Annotated in this window: 14 protein-coding genes; 8 read left to right on the top strand and 6 right to left on the bottom strand. The window is 51.6% G+C overall.

Going from position 1 to position 19751, the window contains the following annotated elements:
- Nucleotides 1-46 precede the first annotated feature (46 nt).
- Together E4L36_RS12495 and E4L36_RS12490 are read left to right on the top strand one after the other, a co-directional pair.
- The gene (locus E4L36_RS12495; protein ID WP_136680886.1) at nt 47-760 is read left to right on the top strand and encodes an AzlC family ABC transporter permease; all 714 of its coding nucleotides are present in this window, start codon (nt 47-49) and stop codon (nt 758-760) included.
- Complete coding sequence (locus E4L36_RS12490) at nt 753-1073, top strand: AzlD domain-containing protein (RefSeq protein ID WP_169051540.1); 321 nt, start codon at nt 753-755, stop codon at nt 1071-1073. The genes E4L36_RS12495 and E4L36_RS12490 overlap by 8 nt, the downstream gene beginning before the upstream one ends.
- A 22-nt stretch (nt 1074-1095) precedes the next feature.
- Here the strand turns inward: E4L36_RS12490 and E4L36_RS12485 are convergent, their stop codons facing one another.
- Nucleotides 1096-2745 (bottom strand): VRR-NUC domain-containing protein, encoded by a 1650-nt coding sequence (locus E4L36_RS12485; protein ID WP_136680884.1) that lies wholly within the window; start codon nt 2743-2745, stop codon nt 1096-1098.
- Nucleotides 2746-2854: 109 nt separating this feature from the next.
- On the opposite strand from E4L36_RS12485, the gene E4L36_RS12480 reads away from it, so the two are divergent.
- The 4 genes from E4L36_RS12480 (at nt 2855) to E4L36_RS18080 (ending at nt 9417) form a co-directional block, all read left to right on the top strand.
- A complete protein-coding gene (locus tag E4L36_RS12480; protein ID WP_136680883.1) occupies nt 2855-4780 on the top strand; it encodes an alkaline phosphatase D family protein in 1926 nt (641 codons plus the stop codon).
- Between the two features lie 324 nt (nt 4781-5104).
- The gene (locus tag E4L36_RS12475) at nt 5105-5854 is read left to right on the top strand and encodes a matrixin family metalloprotease (RefSeq protein ID WP_127692470.1); all 750 of its coding nucleotides are present in this window, start codon (nt 5105-5107) and stop codon (nt 5852-5854) included.
- 236 nt (nt 5855-6090) lie between these two features.
- On the top strand, nt 6091-7560 hold the full coding sequence (locus tag E4L36_RS12470) for an SEL1-like repeat protein (protein WP_136680882.1): 1470 nt from the start codon (nt 6091-6093) through the stop codon (nt 7558-7560).
- A 48-nt stretch (nt 7561-7608) separates the two neighbouring features.
- A complete protein-coding gene (locus E4L36_RS18080) occupies nt 7609-9417 on the top strand; it encodes a methyl-accepting chemotaxis protein (protein WP_276606070.1) in 1809 nt (602 codons plus the stop codon).
- A 40-nt stretch (nt 9418-9457) separates the two neighbouring features.
- On the opposite strand, the gene E4L36_RS12460 is transcribed toward E4L36_RS18080, so the two are convergent.
- A complete protein-coding gene (locus tag E4L36_RS12460) occupies nt 9458-10342 on the bottom strand; it encodes a LysR family transcriptional regulator (protein WP_136680881.1) in 885 nt (294 codons plus the stop codon).
- A gap of 105 nt (nt 10343-10447) precedes the next feature.
- Here E4L36_RS12460 and E4L36_RS12455 point away from each other — a divergent pair, with 105 nt between their 5' ends.
- The gene (locus E4L36_RS12455; protein ID WP_136680880.1) at nt 10448-10822 is read left to right on the top strand and encodes a nuclear transport factor 2 family protein; all 375 of its coding nucleotides are present in this window, start codon (nt 10448-10450) and stop codon (nt 10820-10822) included.
- Between the two features lie 43 nt (nt 10823-10865).
- Here E4L36_RS12455 and E4L36_RS12450 read toward each other — a convergent pair whose 3' ends face one another.
- The 4 genes from E4L36_RS12450 to nhaD form a co-directional block, all read right to left on the bottom strand.
- Nucleotides 10866-12212, bottom strand: coding sequence for a sodium-dependent transporter (locus tag E4L36_RS12450; protein WP_127693131.1), 1347 nt, complete (start codon nt 12210-12212; stop codon nt 10866-10868).
- 249 nt (nt 12213-12461) lie between these two features.
- Nucleotides 12462-13514, bottom strand: coding sequence for a Glu/Leu/Phe/Val dehydrogenase (locus E4L36_RS12445; protein ID WP_136680879.1), 1053 nt, complete (start codon nt 13512-13514; stop codon nt 12462-12464).
- 32 nt (nt 13515-13546) lie between these two features.
- Entirely contained in the window at nt 13547-17017 is a 3471-nt protein-coding gene (locus E4L36_RS12440) for an indolepyruvate ferredoxin oxidoreductase family protein (protein WP_206064549.1), read from the bottom strand.
- Between the two features lie 711 nt (nt 17018-17728).
- A complete protein-coding gene (nhaD, locus tag E4L36_RS12435) occupies nt 17729-18967 on the bottom strand; it encodes a sodium:proton antiporter NhaD (protein WP_136680877.1) in 1239 nt (412 codons plus the stop codon).
- 96 nt (nt 18968-19063) lie between these two features.
- Between nhaD and E4L36_RS12430 the strand changes: the two genes are divergently transcribed.
- On the top strand, nt 19064-19705 hold the full coding sequence (locus tag E4L36_RS12430) for a hypothetical protein (protein ID WP_136680876.1): 642 nt from the start codon (nt 19064-19066) through the stop codon (nt 19703-19705).
- Nucleotides 19706-19751: the final 46 nt, after the last annotated feature.

Here is a 19751-nt window from a genome sequence, read left to right as displayed (position 1 = left end):
TCTGAAGGGCTTTCTCAGCCATATTTGCCAGCAAAGGGACTTTTTCATGTCGTTTCAGGAATATCGCGAGTCATTTTGGCTTGGGGTTAAAGATATGTTGCCGTTGCTATCCGGCGTGCTGCCCTTTGGCTTGATCACGGGAGCAAACGGTATCGCGCTCGGCTTGTCTCCCGAGCAGGTTTTTGGGATGACGATGCTGTTTTTTGCAGGATCGGCACAGTTAGCAGCTTACCAGTTGATACAGGATAATGCGGCTTTTGTTGTGATTGTGCTGACAACGGTGGTGATCAATCTGCGTTTTGCGATCTATAGCGCGACTATGGCACCCACCTTGCACCCTCTTAAAAAGCGTTATCGTTGGCCATTGGCATATATGCTGACAGACCAGTCATATGGGCTGTGCTCTTCACCAGAGCGGCAATCGGCCGGTTTGCCTGAGCGTGTCTGGTACTACTTTGGCGGCGCTATTGTCATGTGCAGTTTTTGGGTGATGGCCGTGCTGCTGGGTGTGGCGGTCGGGGCCAGTATACCGCCCGAATGGTCCTTAGAGTTTTCCATCCCGTTAGCCTTCTTAGCGATGCTCGTTGGCACAGTAAGGAATCGAACGCTGTTGTTGGTGGCTGTGGCATCCGGTGCTTTTGCAGTGTTGTTACGGCCGCTGCCGCTAAATATGGGCTTTATCGCTGCGGTGGTGATTGGTGTGGGTGTTGGGCATGTGGCCTCGAAGTTACGCCGCAGAGGAGCAGATCTTTATGAGTGATATGACGCTTTGGTTGTTATTCGCGATATGTGGCTTGTTGACGTTTAGTATTCGGCTGTCGTTCGTGCAGTTACATGGACAGTTGGCTAAGCATTTGGAACGTGTGCAGCCTGTGCTTGCTCTCTTGCCACCGGCTGTCTTGGCCGCGCTCTGCATCCCGCCCATTGTGCTGAGTAGTCATTCGGCTGCGGTCGACTGGTTACAGGTGGCGGCGGGGCTGGTAACTCTGCTTTTAGCTGTACGCTTCAAAAGCATCATTTGGCCAATTCTTGGCGGAATGTGTGTACTTTGGGCGGGCCGCTATTTTCTTTAACATTGCCGCTATCGACCCATTGTTATCCTGAATAAAGAATATGACATACGCTGGCTTTGATCTTTTGCTCAGCAAAGAACTGTAGCCAAGCACGCTGGTGGTCTTGCAGCTTGTCAGTGGGGCTCTTTACCTCAATAAGTTGAAAAGTGCTGGCCGTTGGATTGAAGGCGATCAGATCGGGAAAACCGCGGCGCAGGTTATAGAGTGAGGATAACATCCGTCGAAAGATCGCTATCAATTGAGTGGTGTTAATGCACGAGAGCGCGAGTGTTATCAGTGTGCGGTCAGTGCTGTGCCAATCAACAAAAGGGTTGCTCAAACCTATTTTCTCATCCCAGCGCTTCAATAGTCGCAAAGGGTCTTGGGTTAACAATTCGAATTGCTGCTCGATAATTTCACGCCGACGTGAGTAGAAATTCGCGTCGTACAGGTCGTTGGGCTGGCGTTGAAAGGGATGAAAGAAAGCCCCTTGAATGGGGGCAAAAATCGCCGGCCAAAAGGTGAGGCCGAACAGGGCGCAAAACAGCTTGTTTTCACAGTAGTGATAGCTTGATGTGTCATCAAGGCGTTGCAGCGCTTCGAGAGCGGCCCACTCAACGCTATTATCATGAGGCGCTAACGTTAACTGAAAGCTAGGTGGCGAGAAGGCTTTTACCACCGTGGCATAGTTTTGGCTGATTTTTTTACCCACACGTACCTTTAATCGCTCGAAACCAACCTCTTCATCTAGGTTCAGAGGGTCTGCGCATGCAAGCTCGAAAGCTTTTTCCAGTGCGCCTTGACGCTCGAGTGAGCGTGTTAAGCGCAGCCGTGCTGCGGGGTGGGTAGAGTGCTCAAACGCTTCATTGGAGACGAGGAACTGCTGCTCACGAGCACTCTTTACGCCAAGATCGAATAACAATCGCGAACGCTTTCGCGTCAACCACTGGCTTGTTGATTGTGCTGCTTGGCTCTTGAGTGCTGCGAGCATCTCAGCAGCGCAAGCTTGTTCGGGGTTTTGACTTAGCTCATCTAAGTAGAGATAGGTATCAACATCACTGCGGCACTGAAACGCGCAGGTGTCTGTTGTGAGTTGCACCTGCTCGTAGCGGGTATGTCCGAGCTCTGTGGTAACAAATGCCGAAAAATCTTGTCTTAACGTACCAAAGAACATGAGCCGAAGGCGCTGAAAGAGGGCATGGTGGCCAAGAGAAACCACCTGCTCAGGAGCAGTAAACTGGCCGCTTTGCTTGCTCAGTGCTGCAATGAATGTCGCCTTGTTGTGCTTGGCGAGGCTGTAATTGTGAGCCGTATCCTCGTCGAGTAGTGCGGCTAACTCGGCTTTAGTAAATAGGTTGGCTAAATTTTCCAGACCCAATACGGCTTCTGTCGTGAGCCAGCCGTCTGTTTCAAGTGCGCAGATGCTAGCCGCGACGCTATCGATTTCAGGGTAGGCTAGTTTAGCGACACGAAACAGCGGCCCTTTGCGCAGTAGTAGTCTAATCAGTAGTGCTTGGGGCTGCTGGGGTAGCGTAAGGAAGCGATCAATGAGCTCAAGCTCCGCTTTAAGTAATAAGCGGGCATGGAACTCGGTAACCCACTTTATGACGGTGATAAAGTTCTCTTGATAGTAAAATGGGTTGTTGATATCGGCAGCGGTGAGCGCCGTTGAATGCTCGGATGCTTGGCTCATAGTGTTTGTAAGTAAGGCCGTGTAACGTATTAAAACGATCTATTTGAGATAGCGTACCAGCATAGCACCCGCTACCTCGATTGCTGTATGAAAGGAAATCACTCGTTCTATGACAAATGCTGTCCCACCTCTTGTGTTAGCAGGGCCGATTCTGCGGCGTATTACTACCAAACGCATCACGTTGTGGCTTGCTACGCGCGAACCCGTGCGCCTAAAGCTGCAACTCATGCCTGCTGATGGTATAGAGCAGCGTTACGATGAGTCCGCGCTTGCCTCGGCAACGCAAACGTTGACGGCAGGTAAATATTTGTACTTTTACCTTATCGACCTCGCATTGGATCAGCCACTGCCAACGAATCGCTGGATAGGTTATGACCTGTCGCTAGGTGTGACGGAAAAGCCTTGGCAAAGTATCAAACAGTGGGGGGCAGAACTGTGTTACGGCGGCAAAGAGACACCAGGCTTTGTTATCCGTCATCGTTTAGACCGTATTTTACATGGGTCGTGTCGCAAGCCTCACCATGCTAGCGATGATGGCTTAGTACGTGCCGACCAACAAGTCGAGAAGCACCTTGAAACGCCGGAACATTGGCCATCCGTTTTGATGATGTCGGGCGACCAAGTCTATGTTGATGATGTCGCCGGGCCTATGCTGGTGGCCATTCACCGCTTAATTGCCCAATTGGAGCTCCCGCATGGGACACTGGAGGGCGCGGATATTAGCTCAACGCAACTGCTACACGATTCGGCGCCCTATTACTATCGCCGTGCTGAGCTACTACCCGATGATAAAGCGTCGGGCGAATTAACGCGGGTTTTCTTCGGCGGCGCTAAGAAACCGATTTTTACCTCAGACAACGCACACAATCACTTAGTCTCGCTGGCTGAGATGCTCGCTATGTATCTGTTGGTGTGGTCGCCGACCGCTTGGCATGGCCTGTCGTCAGAAGCACCAAGCACCATCCCTGAGGAGCACCGCGACAAATACGACCACGAGATCGAGGTGATCGGGCGTTTCGTTTCACAGCTGCATCACGCTCGGCGGGTGATGGCGCATTTGCCGTGCGCGATGATTTTTGACGATCACGATGTGACCGATGATTGGAATTTGACCGCAGCTTGGGAGCAAACAGCCTATGGCAACCCGTTTTCAAAGCGGATTATCGGTAACGCACTGGTAGCTTATTTAGTTTGCCAAGGCTGGGGTAATGCGCCAGAGCAGTTTTCTAGCGCGTTAATGGCGCAGACGCAGCAGGCAATGGCAGCACCAGGCTGTGAGACACACAAACACCTTATTGAAGAGCTGATACGCTTTCCCCATTGGCACTATAGCTGGGATACCGAACCGGTATTGATCGTGTTGGATACGCGGACCCATCGGTGGCGTTCAGAGAAGAGCTTTGATAAGCCATCTGGCCTCATGGATTGGGAGGCGATAACCGATCTGCAAAGCCATTTGCTGGGGCACAACGCGGTGGTCATGGTGTCTCCTGCACCGATTTTTGGTGTCAAACTGATCGAAGCGATTCAGCGCATCGTTACAGCACTAGGTTATCCACTGCTGGTGGATGCAGAGAACTGGATGGCTCACTCAGGTTCTGCACATGCTTTGATGAACTTGTTTCGACATCCGCGTACACCGGATAACTTTGTTATTTTGTCAGGCGACGTTCACTACTCCTTTGTTTACGATATCGAGTTGCGTGACCATGTTGGTGGGCCAGATATTTGGCAAATCACCAGTAGTGGTGTTAAGAACGAGTTTCCCGATACGTTGCTCGACATTTTCGATCGCTTGAACCGTTGGCTCTATGCTCCATGGTCACCTTTGAATTGGTTTACTAAGCGCCGTGGTATGCGCGTTGTGCCACGTAAGCCTAAAGATGCACGACGCGGAGAGCGCCTTATCAATGCCTCGGGCATCGGATGGCTTACACTAGATGGTGAGGGGCGCCCCAATCATATGGTGCAGTTATGCTCTGATGGCCGAGACCTCGAATTTGAAGCCGATCACTCGGAAGCGACATGGGAATAATCAATAAATCCTTACTTTTTTCGGGTTTAGGCTCGATGCTCAAAAAATAATCCTTTATCATTTCGCCGCTTCAGATACAAACGTACGTTTGAAAACCATGGGGCGCGCTACTTTTATTTCGTTAAATTGGCCTATTTCGTTAAGGAATACAGCGTATTAGCCGTAAACAGAAGATGTCTTTACCACATAGAGTGTGACGTAAAGAGAAGTAGTTGTTCGTTGTCGGCTTGTTACGCAGTTTGGACGCGCGATGGCAGCAGGAAGTGCCGCCGACATTGCTTTGTTGTGTTGCTATCGCTTATCAGAAGGATATGGATTGAGCTTATGTATGTTTCGAAATTTTTAACAGCCTCTTACAAAAAATCCCGTCACGCTATTGGTACCGGCTTGGCGGTAGGCGCATTGCTGCTTTCTACCAGCACCTCCGCTTACGTGTTAGGTCCGACAACGCCAGGTAAGTGGGGAGACCCGGAGTTGGGTACAGGGGCTACGATCACGTGGAGCTTTACTAAAGATGGCTCCGATTGTGGCGGACAAACGTGCCATGGACTTGAGACCTTCATGCCAGAGGGTTTTGAGGCAGTGATCGAGGCGGGTTTCGATATTTGGTCGAGCGTAGCTGACCTGACTTTCGTACAGGTAGAGGACTCTGGCGAGCCGTTCGGCCACTACGGCAGTGCTGATTTGCGCATCGCAGGTAAAGATATTGATGGCAATGCCGGCACGCTGGCCTTTGGCTACTATCCGCCACGTAATGGTGGCGGTGCGGCAGGGGATATACACTTTGATGCCGGTGACCTATGGAGCTTAGAACTGGTAGCGCCCGGATTTAGTCTATTTCAGGTGTTCACGCATGAGCTTGGCCATGCGCTCGGATTAGCGCACACAGAGGTGCCGAACTCGCTAATGGGGGCATACTACAGCGAAGCTTTTTATGGACCACAGCCTGATGACATCGCAGGTATGCAATATCTTTATGGAGCACCTCAGTCTGCGGTTGTCTCCATCAATGGAACGCTGTCGGCGTTCGCCCTAGGTCTCCTATTTGTTGGCCGCAAACGTAAGCGCGCTTAACGGCTCTCAGCATCCCTCTGAGGTTCTCTTTATCTCAGGGGGATATCCGCACCTGATCTTGGGGTGTTTGCGCTTTCCCTGCTATGCTGATCTGCATACAGTCACCCTGTCCTATATCTATGAATTTAAGTTACTTTCTCGATTATGTTCGTGCGTTAAGCAGTAGCGAAGTTCACATACAAAGGGTAGGATGAACCAATGATTATCCGTGCATTCGATAAAATGGATTAAGCGTAGTGCAGTCAACTCTCAAACTAACTTTCGTTGTAGTCGGAGCGTTACTCGCCGGAGCGGGGTACCTCTCAGCATCACCGCAAGCGGGAACGACGTTATCGTGCCATGCTAACGGGTCGAAGGATGTGAACGCCTCAGTAGGCGGTCTTGCTAGCAATAGCTTGGGTGAAAACTACCTCAATGGTGCAGGTGTTGAGCAAGATATGCAGCAAGCGTATCGCTGGTTTTGCAACGGCGCGATGCAGCGCAATTCGACGGCTCAGCTAAACACTGCCCTTATGCTGCTTGAGGGCCGAGGTGTTCAGCGTGATGTGCAATTAGGTATGTCTTGGCTAAACCAAGCGGCCATCAACGGCAATCATGATGCTGAGCTTGCGCTGGGCATTTTGCTCGTGGACTCTGACCCTGTGCGTAGTTCGGTGCTTTTTAAGCGCTCTGCGGCGGCTGGCAATCTTTATGCTAACCATCGCCTTGCAGAGCTGTATTACTACGGCATTGGCGTTAATCAAGATTACGCTAAAGCATCTGAGTTACTTGAGGTTGGTGTTGCAGCGGGCTTTGATAAAAGCCGCGACCTGCTAACAAGAATCCGAGTACGGCAAAACGATAGTCGGTCTGACGTGGTCGTGATCGAACCTGCAACCATTGAGGACGCTGTTGCTCCAGTGGCCTCTTCGGCTCAGGAGCCAGAGGTCGCTGATGCAGCACCTGCGGTTGCAGTTTCTCCGCAACAGACACAGCGCACAGGCAATGTGCTAGAGAAGATCCTGTCAGTTTTCCCTGCTTTATCGAAACCATCCACCGCTCCTGTGCAGGATGTTGAGGTTGCAGAGTCCACCGCGAGTAGCGTTAAAACTGTTGCCGCAGACGAACCTGACGTTGCACCTGCACCAGACGTTCCAGAGACGAGTATTGAGGTCGCAGCGCCTGCGGTAGCGGTTGAAGCGGTGGCCGTAAAGCCTGTCGTAACCATCAGTGAAGATCTCGAGCAGCAACTGGTTGATGCCGCTGAAGCTGAGGTCGCAGCTGAGCAAACACGCGACTCCGTGCAAACTGCGGCACAGCTGGACATAGCAAAACCTGAACCCGTAAAGCCGCGGGTAGCTAACGAACCTGCGAAAGCCGCAGTGAAGACAGTGGCCACCTCTCTCAATGTGGAGCGCTTCTTCCGAGATAAGGCGTGGGTCGATGCACAGCCAAAAATGCGCTATGCGATTCAGCTAGTCCAAGCGAGCACCGTTGAGGGTGTTATCGAATATATCGATAAATACGACCTTGCTGATAAGGCGTTCTTTATTAACGCACGCCAAGATGGCCGTTATCGCTATGTTTTGTTGTACGGCGATTATCCGAATAACCGCACAAGTAAAAAGATGGCGAAAACGCTACCTCAAGGGGTGCAGGACGCCGGTTACTGGATTCGAACTTATGGGAATCTGCGCACAAGTTATGAGATTAGCCAGCGCTATTGATTCCATCCTCGCATCCGCTGTGTTTGATAAAGTTGCTCGAGTCATCTAATGGTGAGCTTGCAACCTGCATTTAAACCGCGCTGGCTGATTATCTTCGCGCTGCTGCTATGTTTCGCTGCGGTGGTCAATCTTTACATCCAATCGCACAAGCTAGATACACTTTTTAGCGAGAGCCACCAGATCGATCTCGATGTTGATGCGGTGACAACCGCTCTGGAGGCTATTTCGGCAGCGGCCCTAAACGCGCCAGCGAAAACATCATTGGATGACCCCGCGCTCGACCAAGCCGCGGATGCACTCCTTGATGCCAGAACGGTTCTGTTACGGTTGAGCCATCCACAGGGCTCCCCTCCAACACAGAGTGCTTTAGCACTGCTTAGCCGCTACTACAATAAAGTTATAGCGCAGCGCCGCTTGGCTGCTGCAGAGCAGGATTGGTTTTCGTTAGCTCTCACAGAGAGCCAGCTCGTAAGCGAGATATTGTCGTTGCGGGCATTGTCGAAAGTGGCGTTCCAGCCAAAGCTAATGGAACAGACCAAGCGATGGCGTGTTGCGCAGCTGCTAGTGGCGGCGGGAATTGCATGTGCTGCAGTTGCCCTGCTTATCGGATGGTACCGACCCCGACGTGCCGTGAGTGCTTATGAGCCCGCTCCTGTCCTTACTGGCTTGTCGAGCTATCGAAATACGGCTATCGACCCACCCGCATCTTTACCTGAACAGCCAGAAACCCTGCGAAAGCCGAGTCTAACTGCAGCACTCAAGCAGGTTGTTCCAGCGATCAGCCTACCTCTGATTCTGCTGGATCGTGAGGGCCATGTGGAGTGTATGAGCGATGCTTTACACCATCGAAATGATGACCTACCCACGCGCTTTGAGCAGAGCCAGCTAGCAGAGCAACACATTGTGATTGATCGTGTCGGCCGCTTTTACGTGCATTCGTTGCCTGACTGCGGGTGGTTGCTTGTGCAGCAGTTTGACTCAGTGGGTGATGCAGAAGAAAGTGCGCTCGAAACGTTACTAGAGGCTGCGATTAACGGAGACTTTAGCCAGCGGTTGCCCAAAGGCGGCGTTAACGATAAAGCGAACCATCTTATGGGGCTGTTAGATACCTACTTCTTGCAGTTAGAAGAGGTCTCCAAATCGATTAGCGAAGGGCAGTTAAAACCTTTGAAAGGGCGCCTGAGTAAACACGCTCCCGGCCGCTTTGGTGAGTTAAACTACCAAACTAATATTGCGATCAAGCACCTGATTCAAACAGTCCGAGCGCTCTATCAATTAAATCATCAGATTGCGCAGGCCGCCGCTAAGCCCTCTGAAATGGCAAATACCGGCGTGGCGGCTCCCAAGGCTTCCGATGATGCGATCAACCCGTTATTAGATGCACGTACAAGCTCAGTGCATGCCGCTGAAGTAGTCGATAGTTTTGCTTTACGATTGCAGGGCGTAGTGACCTCTAATACTGATATTAAGCGGCTGTCAGAGGTAGTTGATGGTATCGCATTTCAAACCAACCTGTTGGCGCTTAACGCGTCGATCGAGGCTGAGCGGGCGGGTGAGCGTGGTGCGGGTTTCCGTATTGTGGCAAGGGAGGTTCGTGAACTGGCTAACGATGCTGCTCAAGCTGCGCGCCAGATCAGAACTGCACTCAGTGAAAGCGATCATGCGCTCCAAGATAGTCTGTTTTGCGCTGAACATTCGCACGTGGCTATACAGGAGGTGGTTGATTCACTTGATCGCCTTGATATATCGCCTGTGGTCGAAGAACCGGTTGTTACCTCAGCTGTAGCGGACCCCCGCATCGCTAAGATAACCTCTACAAATCTTCAGTTACGCCAAGTACTGCGCTTTTTTAAGTAGCTTATTTTAAGTTGCTCGTTTTTCGTAACTCGTAACTTTATCACCCATCGCTGCGCGAAAAAGTATCTTCCAATGTGTCCTCAATCGCGGCTAGACATGCTGCAACAGAACGAGGCACTTGGCTATTGTAAGGGTGCAGTGCATAGACCGGATTCTCGACCAGTTGATGGTCTGGGAAGAGCGGTACAAGCGTGTTTAGCTGGCGTACTAAAAAGTCCGGTACTAAACCGATACTACCTCCTGAACTGATCATCGCCACGGCGGTATTGAGTGAGTTGACGCGGCATAGGTTACGGGGCTTGAAGCTGATCGCTGCTGCGCTTAGCTCTTGGGGCTGCAAATGGTGCTCGATGTTATCGCCCTGCCAACGGTTAGCAATATAGAGCGTGTTCTCACTTATTCCCGCGGCTGCTAGCGCTGGGGTAGCACATAGCTGATCTCGAAAACTACCGATGCGGCGCTGCTTGAGAGTGCTTGCAGCAGATGAGCCTACCCGAATCGCGAGATCGATGGTGTCTGCACTGAGTGATAGCTGCTCATCGGAGCTGATCAGCTCGGCGCGCAGCTTTGGGTAGCGAGACATCGCCGCCGCTATTGCGGGTGCGACTAACGCATTCATCAACGCATCGGGAGCGGTAATGGTAACGCGCCCCTGCGGCTCTACTTGATAACTTCTGACTAAATCCCAAGCGGAATCGATGACCTCATTCATCTCGCGGCAGCGTTGATAGAACAGCTGGCCTACATCTGTTAAGTGCTGCCTGCGTGTTGTTCTGATAAGAAGAGTGGTGCCGAGTTCTGATTCCAACGTCTTTAGGTGTTGGCTGACAACAGACTTAGACAGCTCGAGATGATCAGCTGCCGCGGAGATAGAGCCTTGCTCAACGATATGAGTAAAAATGGACATTTGCCGGGAACGGTTCATAACTATTGTCCGTAAAAATTAAACAATGAATTTTTATATGTCTGTTTTTTGATGTCAATGATCCTCCTAGTATGGATTCTGTCAGTTAACCAACGAGGAAGAACAATGCAGCAAGATACTGAACTTATGCTATGTAAAGCGGGAATTGATGCGTGGCGCGCTGCGTTTAATGAGCAAGACGCCGTAGGGTGTGCAGCTCAGTACCTAGAAAATACGGTTATGGAAGCGCGTCCATTTGGGGTGTTTGAAGGGCGTGAAGCGATACAAGCGTTTTGGCAGAACATTATTGATCAAGGCTTCAAAGAGGTTGCTTACACCGACGTGACTTGGACAAAAGTTGATGAAGGTGGTTATCTGTTATCGGCTAAGTGGACGATGAACAAAGCGTTTGGTGTGATTCACTCAGAGCATTGGGTTGTTGATGAAGACGGCAAAGCACGCTTAAAGAGCGACCTGTTTGAAGTCCTTGGTGAGCGCTAATACAGGCCGTTGTAAAAAGGGCCGCTGAGCGGCCCTTGTGCTTTTAAAGCAGATTGTAGACAAATACGACGGCCACACCGGCCGGTGTCACAAAGCGCAGTACAAACATAAAGCTTTTGAACAGCGCGCCATTGCCTATATCCAGCTCGTTCTCAACGGCTTGTTTGTTCATAAACCAGCCCGCGAAGATCGCTATCAGCATTCCGCCAAGCGGCATCATCAGGTTAGCGGTAAAGTAATCGAGTAGGTCGAAAACAGTCTTGCCCTCGAAGACGGGAATAAAGGCTAGAGGGTGGAAGTCTGCCCACTCGTTAAAAGACAACACCGTTGCGATGCCGAGTACCCAAATCGATAGTCCGCCGATAAGTGCCCCGACTGTGCGGCTAATACCTTTTTGTTCTTCAAGCCACTCGACCACAGGCTCGAGTAGCGAGATTGCTGAGGTGAGCGCAGCCACCACCAGTAAACCAAAGAACAGAGTGCCGAACAGTACGCCGCCTGTCATTTGGCCGAAAGCGAGAGGCAGGGTTTGAAAGATAAGACCGGGGCCCGCGCCAGGTTCTAATCCATTTGCGAACACCAGTGGGAAAATAGCAAGGCCTGCGAGCAGTGCGACAACCGTATCAACAATAGAAACCGTCACCGCGGTTTTAACAACCGATACCTTTTTAGGCAGAAATGATCCGTACGCCATCATCACGCCCATACCTAAGCTTAGTGTGAAAAAGGCGTGGCCAAGCGCTGTCAGCACCCCTTCAGTTGATAGTTTGCTGAAGTCTGGCTGGAACAGGAACGCGAAGCCTTGCGCAAAATCACCGCTTGCCAACGCGTAGCCAACCATCACCAGCAACAGTAAGAACAGTAGCGGCATTAAAACGTTCACGGCTTTCTCAAGCCCCGAGCGAATACCGCGAGCGACGATCATGATCACTGCCACCATAAAAATCGAGTGCCAGAGCAATAGCGTGGATGGGTCGCCTAGTAGGCCGCCGAACAGGGCTCCTATCGTTTCGGTATCGGCGCCACTAAAAGTGGAGGAAGCGGCATGGCCCACATAGGATATCGCCCAGCCGCCGATCACTGAGTAGAAAGATAAGATCATAAATGAGGCGATAATCCCCATCCAGCCCAGCCAACCCCAGCGCTTGCTCAAGCCATCCCTGCTGGCCAAGATACGCATCGTATTGATAGGGCTGCGACCTCCGCGGCGGCCGATCATCACCTCGGCAATCATAATCGGGATACCGATCATGGCGATACAGAGCAGGTAAACGATAACAAAAGCACCACCACCGTTCTCACCGGTGATATAGGGGAACTTCCAGATATTGCCTAAGCCAACAGCTGAGCCGCTAGCGGCAAGAATAAAGGCTAAACGTGAGGACCACATTGGGTTATCTGCACGTGCATCGGCGATCGCATCACTGGATGCTTGATGAGTTTGCGTTGTCACTATTTCTCTCTCCACGTAGTTATTTTTATCGTGTTTTCAAGATAGGTTCGCCCAGCGGAGGCAGACGTTGCCTCGAGCGTCCATGGCAAAAAAACGGCGTGATCCCTCACGCCAAAGGGTCTACTAACTATTGCAAGTAACGTGGTGATTTCAGCGCGCCGTTATAGCCCGCTGGCGCAACCAGCGCTATCGGATAAAGCGCTCCTCTGCCAAGCGGTTGGCAATAACGCCGGTGCCTTCGCCAGATGCGTCACTGCGCTTAAAGATCTCTGCAAGGGTGTCACCAATGGTCTCGATGTGAGTGCGCACCTTATCGGGCGTATGGCCGGTGCGCTCGTAAAAGATATCGATGATACCGCCGGCGTTGATGGCGAAATCTGGCGCATACAGGATGCCAGCATCGCGCACCTGTTGATCGTGTGCTGCGTGCTCAAGCTGGTTGTTCGCTGCGCCAGCAATCACTTTGGCTTTCATGAGCGTTAAGCTCTGATCGTTTATCGTGGCGCCAAGTGCACAGGGAGCAACCACATCAACCTCTTGCGCCAAAATCGCGTCGGCAGCAACGGCTGTTGCTCCCAAGCCATTAACCGCTCGCTCGACAAAAGCGGGGTAAATGTCGGATACGATGAGCTCGGCACCTGCTTCGTGCAGGTGTTTTGCCAGTCGGAAGCCAACGTTGCCCACACCTTGGATAGCCACGCGCAAACCCGTTAAATCTTGCGTGCCAAACTTATGTGCCACCGCGGCTTTAAGGCCAACAAATGTACCGTAGGCTGTCGCGGGGGAGGGGTCGCCATTGCAAGGTAAACCGTCAATTCCGGTTCGCTCCGTAATACCCGCCACATAGTCGGTATAGCGCGCCATCACCTGCAGATCAGGTACGCTCGTGCCTGAATCTTCAGCGGCAATATAGCGCCCACTTAGGCTTTCCAGTGCGCGGCCCATCATCTCTAGGAGGGCTTCGCTCTTGTGCTCGCGAGGATTACCGATGATGACGGATTTACCGCCGCCAAGGTCAAGGTTGGCTAGAGCTGACTTGTAGGTCATCCCTTTTGATAGGCGCAGCACATCGGTGAGCGCTTCGGCATCGCTGCCGTATTGCCACATGCGGCATCCGCCAAGCGCTGGACCACGATTTGAGTTATGGACAGCGATAATGGCTTTTAGGCCCGTTTCCTGGTCGTGAAAAAAGTTGACCTGCTCGTGTTGGTCAAACTCTGGATGGCTAAAGATAGACATGTATTACCTCAATAATCTGTTCATTTCACGGGCTAGACTGCCGGAGAACCCAATGACATCGCAGGTGTTTCAGGGCTCGTTAGTTGTTCACGTAATGTGCTCCGCAGCTGTTGAGCTTGCTCGTAGTTCTGCTCTTTCACCGGGCCAAAGCCGCGCACTTGGCTTGGCAGTTGCGCCAGTTGTAGAGCCAAAGCGTAGTTCTCTGAGTTGAGGTGCTCGGTGATCAGCGCAAGATCTGCTTCATACTCTTTGATAAAGCGGCGCTCTAAACGGCGATCAGCTCCCCAGCCAAAGATATCCAGTGGCGTGCCGCGGACACTTTTGCACTTAGCGAGTACTTTAAAGAGCGACAGGGTGCGCTCACTAAAGGTGATCTTCTTGGGGCGCTGGCTCTGCTTACTGCGCGACAACAGCGGCGGTGCAAGGTTGAACTCAAGTTCAAAGTCGCCTTCAAATTGGCTTTCCAGCTGTGCTTTAAAAGCGTCCGAGGTGAGCAAGCGCGCTACCTCGTACTCATCTTTGTAAGCGAGGACGCGGGCATAGTTTTCGGCCACTGCCTGAGCAATCTGGCTGCGATTTGTTGTTGATTTTTCATGGTTGCGCAGTGCTTCGACGCGTTGGCGGTATCGCTCAGCCAGTTGGCTATTTTGGTAGGCGATTAAATGCGCCGATTCGCGGCTGATAACCTCATCGAGTGAGGGCATGATGCGAAGGGGCTGCGGTTTCGCTTGCGGGTCGAGAATTGTTTCTACAGCCGCGGCATCATGCGCATAGCAACGCCCCCATAGGAAGGCTTTTAAGTTTGCCTTAACCGATGCTCCGTTGAGGCGAATCGCTTCCTCAATTGAGGTGCGCTGCAGAGGTATCAAGCCTTTCTGCCATGCATAGCCAATGGTAAATAGGTTAACTGCCATACCGTCACCCATTAGATCAGTCGCCAGTTGGGTTGCATCAAAGCAGAAGCTGCCCTCTGAGCGCGCGGTGGCTTCGATCACCGCTTGCATCTCTGCATTGGGTACATGCAGATCTGGGTTGCGCGTGAACGCAGCTGGCATCGTCTCGTGGTTGTTGATAATTGCAGTACTGCGTTGGCGATCGAGCTTACCTAGAGCCTCTTCGCTGGCGCCGACCATGAGGTCAAAGCCCACTAACAAGTCTGTCTCACCGGCGGGGATACGTACGGTATGGATCTGATCCTGCGAAGGCGCGATGCGAATATGGCTCATCACCGCGCCAAACTTCTGTGCAAGGCCAATCTGATCTAGCACACCGACCCCTTTCTCTTCGATATGCGCTGCCATACCCAGCAAAGCGCTGACAGTCACAACCCCTGTGCCACCGACGCCTGTGAGCAAAATGTTGTACGGCGTGTCGCATTGCACTACGTTGGGCTCCGGTAATTGTGCTGCGGGTGGTGCAAGGTTCAACCCCGGTGCTTTTTTGAGCTTGGCCCCTTTTACCGTGACAAAGCTTGGGCAGAAGCCGCGGACGCAGCTGAAGTCTTTGTTACAGGCTGATTGATCGATCTCCCGTTTGCGGCCCCGTGGGGTCTCTTTTGGTAACACGGATAGACAGTTGGACTGGATACCGCAGTCGCCGCAGCCTTCACAGATATCGCTGTTGATGACAACACGTTTATCAGGGTCGGGCATTTGGCCACGCTTGCGACGGCGACGTTTTTCGGCAGCGCAAGTTTGGTCAAAGATTAGAGCTGTGCAACCTGCGGTATCACGCAGCTCACGCTGCAGGGCATCCAAATCATCTCGGTGGTGGAATGTGACGCCATCAGCAAACTCGGCTCGGCTAGGGTACTTGTTGGGCTCGTCGCTGACCAAAGCGATACGGCGGACGCCCTCACCAAACAGCTGGTGGGTAATTTGCTGTACAGTCAACTGACCATCAACCGGTTGGCCGCCTGTCATCGCAACGGCGTCGTTGTAAAGAATTTTGTAAGTGATGTTTGTACGGGCGGCAACCGCTGCACGAATCGCCAGCAAACCAGAGTGGAAGTAGGTGCCATCGCCTAGGTTTTGGAAAACATGGTTGTTAGTGGTGAATGGCGCTTGGCCAATCCATGTTGTGCCTTCGCCGCCCATCTGTGTGAAGGTTTCGGTGCCGCGGTCCATCCATGTTGCCATATAGTGACAGCCGATTCCGCCGAGTGCTTTACTGCCTTCGGGCACCGTGGTTGAGGTGTTATGCGGGCACCCAGAGCAGAAATGCGGTGTGCGTTCCACGAGTTGCCGCGGTTGGGTCAGCTCTGCTTCTTTCTGAGTTAGAAAGTCTAAGCGTTGTGAAACCTGATCGCTGGTATAGAAGGGTGCCATACGCGCAGCAATAGCGCGGGCAATCATTGCGGGTGTCAGCTCACCGAGTGTGGTTAGCAGCTCTTGGCCGTGCTCATCAAGCTTGCCGACTACGCGCGGGCGAATATCATCTTGCCACGTGTAAAGGTAACTGCGGATCTGATCTTCGATAACTCCGCGTTTCTCTTCGACCAAGAGCAGTTCAGGAACACCTTTCGCAAACTCACGAATACCCTCAGGCTCTAGCGGCCAGACCATGCCCACTTTGTAAAGGGTGATACCAAGCTCGCTGGCACGCTGATGGCTTATCCCCAGATCTTCGAGTGCTTGTAAGACATCTAGGTAGGATTTACCTGTGGTAACGATACCTAGGCGGGGCTGATCACTTTTGATGATGACTTTATCGATCTCGTTGGCGCGGCAAAACGCCTCTGCTGCTTTGAGCTTATAGGTATGCAGGCGAGCCTCTTGCTGCATCGGCTTATCTGGCCAGCGTGCATTAACGCCATCGCTGGGTAGCTCAAAGTGGTCTGGCAGGTTGATCTGGATACGCTCCAGATCAAGGTCGGCAGAGATGGAGGAGTCGAGTAGCTCAGCGAGTGTCTTGAAACCCACCCAACAGCCGGTAAAGCGCGACATCGCCCAGCCATAGAGGCCAAAGTCGAGCATCTCTTGAATGCCAGAAGGGTAGAGCACTGGCATCATCGCATCCATAAAGGCGTAGTCACTTTGGTGCGGCAAGGTAGACGACTTGCAGGCATGATCATCGCCAGCAACTGCGAGTACGCCGCCTAAAGGCGAAGTCCCGAACGCGTTGGCGTGCTTTAAAACATCGCCGGTGCGATCAACGCCGGGCCCTTTGCCGTACCAGAGACCAAAGACACCATCATACTTAGCCCCTTCAAATACGTTGACCTGCTGAGATCCCCACACCGCGGTGGCGCCAAGGTCTTCGTTAATGCCGGGCTGGAAATAGATATTGTGCTGCTCTAGGTATTTACGCGCTTGCCATAGGGTTTTGTCGAAGCCACCCAGTGGTGAGCCGCGATAGCCTGAGATAAATCCAGCGGTATTGTGGCCCATCTTTTTATCAAGTTGGCTTTGCAGCATAGGTAGACGAGCGAGGGCTTGGCTGCCGTTTAGGTAGACACGGCCAGAGTTGAGTTCCCACTTGTCATTCAAGGTAACGTCTTTCATCGGAATTCTCCCAAAACCTTGAACAGACCGGTCTTGCGCGCGAATACGAACGCGGGTGCAGAATAGACTGATCCGTTACCGCCGGTGTTGGCGGGTAATTAAAGGTGATTAAACGTAAGTGACTAAATCAGCGCGGCGTAATGCGGCTTGATTGCAGTTCTGACGCTGGGAGAATGGATGTGAGACCGGTGTCGGCGATAGGGTATGCTGTTGTCATTGACTAGACTCCTCGACAGGACTGGATCGCAGTCATGTACTGGAAATTTGTTATTTTTATCCTGCTTATCTTGGCAGGTTCGTCTGTTGCTCTTGTGAAGCTGAAAGCGAAGATAGGGCAGTTTTTTAGGGCCGTCAAGCGAGTGAAACCGTGAAACGATACCGTTGGAATTTAGAAAGTTCTGTTTGGGAATCGTGAAACAGGAGATTCTTCTTTGGCGGGATGGCTGGTTGGAAAATAGCCATAAAAAAAGAGGGGTCGGCAGAGCCAACCCCTATAATGACAAGAACCATAATATCAGTTGAAGAGAAGGGCCCATCAACTGATGAGGTGAAGCACATACTGTGTTTGCAACTGCAAAGCTTTGTATGACTTGCGAGCGAGTTAATATTATTGGTAATGAAAATAATTATCAATAACTTTTTGTAAAAATATCAGATTTTTCTTCTTCGCTTATTCCGCGCGGGGTGCACAGCCCCGCGCGGTACTGATCGTTAGCCGTAGACTGTGTGTGAAATCGCCAATACGGCGAGATATCCCGCGCTATAGGCGACAAGCAGCCAGTGGATGAAACGCAGGTAGCTGATAAACGAGAGCACTTCGAGCTTGCTCAGCGCAATGACACCAGCAGCAGAGCCGATGATCAGGATTGATCCTCCCACGCCGACGGCATAGGTTAGACCGAGCCAGTCAGATAGCGTCATCTCTACGCCCGACTGCAAGATGGCTGCGGTGAGCGGTACGTTATCGACAAGTGCGGAGAGAATGCCAACGATAAAGTTGGCGATGTATGCTGGCATCACTGTGTAAAGTTGTGGCAGCAGCTCCAATACCGAGAGCTCACGCAGCATACCCACCAGCAGTAAAACACCGAGGAAGAATAAGAGCGTATCAAACTCGATATCACGCACATATTCGAGGATGTTGGGCTTGGCTTCATCTTTGTGGATCAAGCGATGCACGATAAACATGACGGATAAGCCAAATAAGAAGGTAAGTACCGGTGGTACTTGCCAGAGAATACTAAAAGTTAACGTGCTAATAATGGTGGCGAGAAAGAGCGCCGCGATCAGTTGATCAGAGCGAGCTATGGGACGTTTGAACTTGGGAAGAGTAACCTCTTCGCTGCAGCCGCGCATCAGGCAAAGTACCAAAATAACAACACCAAAGGCGGCTGGTGGAATCAGAATAAACAGGTTGGTGACTGTGACTTTATCGGCTAGAAAGATCATCAAGGTTGTTACGTCACCGGTAATGAGTGATACCCCGCCTGAGTTGACTGCAAAGACAATCAGCGTCGCGAACTTGAGCGTTGTACGCTTATCAAGATTCAGCGAAGCGAGCAGTGACAGCATAATGAGCGATGCGGTGATGTTGTCGGCCAACGATGAAAACCCAAGTGCTAACAGTGCAATGAGCATCATGAGTTGGCTTAGTTTCAATTGATTGGGTAGCAGTCGATAGACGAGCTGCGTAATGAGCCCCTTTTGGTTTAGGTAAGCCACATAGGTCATCGCTGCCATCAAGAAGAGCCACAATGTAGCGATCTCGAGTAGCTGTTCGTTCAGCCCCTCTTTGATCTCGTGGATATGTCCTTGAGGAAAGATAAACGCTAGTATCCACACCAGTGTGCCGATAAATAGCGTTGATTTTGCTTTATTAAGATGGATCACATCTTCCAGCACGATTAGCACAAATGCTAACCCGATCAGCCCTAAAATAAGATAGTTCATGGTTTTTCTCTTTATTTTTATTTCGCGAGATAACAGATCGGACATCGTCACTTGGTAAGTACACGAGTCGTTTAGCGCTTGAAATGGAGGTTTAATATGCGTTCTCTCTCACCCCAATTACTCACGCTTGTATTACTTTTCGCTGCCTTGTGGCCGCGTAGTGCTCTATCTGAGCAGGTGTTGAGCATCGATCATGTGATGTTTCCTGTCTACAACAACATCGCGTTGCTCACCCAAATTGAACCACTTTGGCAAGCTTGGGAGCAGGGCCGAGTTGAGCGCCGTAAACCCAATAACCTGTTCAGCGGTATCTACTACCACAGCCGCGACTGGTACGTTGAGTACCTCTCCAATGTGCCGTCGCAGCCCTACTGGAGTAATGCTGTTTACGTTGTGGTGCCGAAGCAGTACTGGGATTTTTACGCAACACCTGCTTGGCGAAGTGAGCACTTTCTGATTCCTGAGTTCGGTAGTGGCTTTCAATTGGTGAGCCCCGATTATCCTTACCTCAATAGCCGGATAAACAGCGAGGAAACCTACCGGGGTTTTACATTGTTAATTTCTCCCGCGTTAGCTAAGACACTCAAAAACGTAGCGGGCCAGCGTTGGCAGCTGCCTGCGAATGTCCAAGTGGATCAGCGCTTAAAGCACCGACATGATATGGGTGTGATCAACGAACATAAGAAGCTGATTGCTCCGCTGCTACAAGCCAACCCTATCTTGCGGGATTATCTCTAACCACCTGTCACGATAACGTATTAACTGCAACGAAAAAGGGCCTCAT

It is taken from the genome of Neptunomonas sp. XY-337 (assembly GCF_004959845.1).
In the GTDB taxonomy this organism is placed as follows: domain Bacteria; phylum Pseudomonadota; class Gammaproteobacteria; order Pseudomonadales; family Balneatricaceae; genus Neptunomonas; species Neptunomonas marina.
The sequence above is the reverse complement of the archived record's forward strand: the minus strand, read 5'-3'. Positions and strand labels throughout refer to the sequence as shown.